The sequence below is a fragment of the Arthrobacter sp. Hiyo1 genome (assembly GCF_001263615.2).
In the GTDB taxonomy this organism is placed as follows: domain Bacteria; phylum Actinomycetota; class Actinomycetes; order Actinomycetales; family Micrococcaceae; genus Arthrobacter.
Map to the genome: position 1 here is coordinate 379,489 of NZ_DF952469.1, position 2,439 is coordinate 381,927.

The window sequence follows — 2,439 nt, forward strand, 5'->3', positions numbered from 1 at the left end:
GGCTTCGCGGCGAACTGCTCGAATTCGCCCAGGAGCTCAACAACACCGCCACCGAGAAAGGCGCCCGGCTCCGCGACAAGGTCGCCGAAGTCTTCTCCACCGCGAACGTCTCCGCCCGAAGCAGTCGTTAAGAGCCCGGGCAGCCGTTAAGAGGTCATCCCCGGCAATCCCGAATGTACCGTCCCGCAATGACAAGGATCCCCTGCCGTGTACCAGCTTGAGAATGTTCTCCGCCCCTACGCATGGGGATCGACGACGGCGATCGCCGCTCTGCTGGGAAGGCCCGCCTCGGGCGGTCCGGAGGCGGAGTTGTGGATCGGAGCGCACCCAGACTCGCCGTCCGTGGCCATCCGTCCGGATGGATCGTCCGTCGCCTTGGACGCCCTGATCAAGGTGGACCCCGTGCATTTCCTCGGTGAAACGAGCGTGGCCGAATTCGGTCCGCGCTTGCCGTTCCTCACCAAGCTCCTTGCGGCCGACAAGCCCCTGTCCTTGCAGGTCCACCCTCGCTTGCAGCAGGCCAAGGACGGATACGCGAAGGAAAATGCCGCAGGCATGGCGGCGGACGCGCCCGAGCGCAACTACCGGGATGACAACCACAAGCCCGAGATGATCTTTGCGCTGACCCCGTTTCACGCCCTCTGCGGTTTCCGTCCGGCCGCGGATTCGCAGCGTGTCTTCGAGCATCTCGCAACCCTCCTGGACCTTGCCGCCGTCGACGTCCCGGACGTCATCACCGGTGTCATCGCGGATCTCTCCGAGCCCGATGAGCCGTCGGCACTCAAGGCTGCGTTCACCCGGCTGATTACCGGCGGGGATGCCGTCTCCGCCGCCACCGATCAGGTGGTTTCGATCCTGAAATCGGGCGCACCGATGGGTCAGCACGCCGCGGAACTCTCCACCTTGATGGACATCAACAATGAGTTCCCGGGCGATCCCGGTGTCCTGATTTCGCTGCTCTTGAACCTCGTCTTCCTGTCCCCGGGCGAATCGGTGTACCTGCCGGGCGGAAACGTCCACGCCTACCTGAAAGGCCTCGGTGTCGAGGTGATGGCGGCCTCGGACAACGTGCTCCGTGGCGGCCTCACCCCCAAGCACATCGACGTCCCCGAACTCCTGAAGACCATCGAATTCGCTTCCCTCGGCGTACCGCGCATCGAGCCCAGGATCTCCGGATTCGGCCAGGATCTCTATGTGCCGCCCTTCAAGGAATTCCAGCTCCAGCGCATCGAGTTGGCTCCCGGAGCGGAACCGGTGCCGATGGCGCAAGCCGGTCCCGCCGTCGTCGTCGTGGTTTCGGGTTCCGTGGTGCTCGACTCCCCCAAGAGCGAGCTCGCCGTGGAACGCGGCGGGAGTGCCTTCATCCCGGCATCCGAAGAGCCCGTAATGGTGCACCCGGTTTCCGGCGCAACGGGAACCAGCGTCGCCTTTGCCGTCACAACCGGCTTGGGGAATTAGAGGGTGGAGTACTTCCTGCAAACGCCCGCATGGGCGTCCTTCCAGCGATCCCTCGGCCGCACCGTGCACGAGGAGTCCGGTCCGGGGTGGCGTTTCCTCGCCGTGGAGGAAAAGAACCCGGCTGGAAAGGTCATCTACTCCCCCTACGGCCCCGTGGCCGACTCGTTGGAAGCCTTCGACGAAGCCCTGGCCGCGCTGGTGGCGATTGCGCGCCGCAGCAAGGCGGTGTTTGTGAGGATGGAACCCGTCACTGCTGGATTTGAAGCGGCCGACGCCGCTGCGGTGCTGGGGGGACGCGGCCTCCAGCCCGCGCCGTCCAACCAGCAGCCGGAATTGAGCTGGATCGTGGATCTGGACGGCGACTTCAAAGACGTCCTTGCGGGCATGAAACCCACCAACCGGAACCTGTACCGCAACATCCATAAGAAGGGCGTCACCTTCCGGTCCTCGCAGGATCCCGCAGAGATCTCGATACTTCTCGACTTCCTCCACATGACAGCGGCACGCAACGGCTTCAAGCCCCAGAGCGACGACTACCTGAGTTCGGTGGCCCGCTCCCTCATGCCCGCTGGTGCCGGCACGCTGTTCATCGCCGAACTCGAGGGCGAACCCATTGCGGCCGCCTTGGCGTACGACTCCGCCGACACCCGCACCTACGCCCACGCAGCGCTCGATGACACGCACCGCAAGCTCAGCGCGGGCATTCCCTTGCTCGTGACGCTCATGGCCGATGCCAAGGACAAGGGGCTCAAGCACGTCGACCTGTGGGGCGTGGCCCCGGAGGACGAGCCCGACCACAAGTGGGCCGGATTCACCGCCTTCAAGAAGTCCTTCGGAGGCAGGGAAATCGCCTACCCCGGCACGTGGGACCTTCCCGTCAACAAGCTCCGCTACGGGGCCTACCAGCTGGCCCGGAAGCTGCGCGAAAAGCTCCGCTAGGGTTCCTTCGCGCGAACTGGCAGCAGATGCCCTCAAAATCCA

Annotated in this window: 2 protein-coding genes; both read left to right on the plus strand. The window is 64.8% G+C overall.

The window, feature by feature from the left end:
- Positions 1-207 precede the first annotated feature (207 nt).
- Positions 208-1,458 (plus strand): mannose-6-phosphate isomerase, class I, encoded by a 1,251-nt coding sequence (manA, locus tag AHiyo1_RS06180; protein WP_059387952.1) that lies wholly within the window; start codon positions 208-210, stop codon positions 1,456-1,458.
- 3 nt (positions 1,459-1,461) lie between these two features.
- The gene (locus tag AHiyo1_RS06185; RefSeq protein WP_059387953.1) at positions 1,462-2,397 is read left to right on the plus strand and encodes a lipid II:glycine glycyltransferase FemX; all 936 of its coding nucleotides are present in this window, start codon (positions 1,462-1,464) and stop codon (positions 2,395-2,397) included.
- Positions 2,398-2,439: the final 42 nt, after the last annotated feature.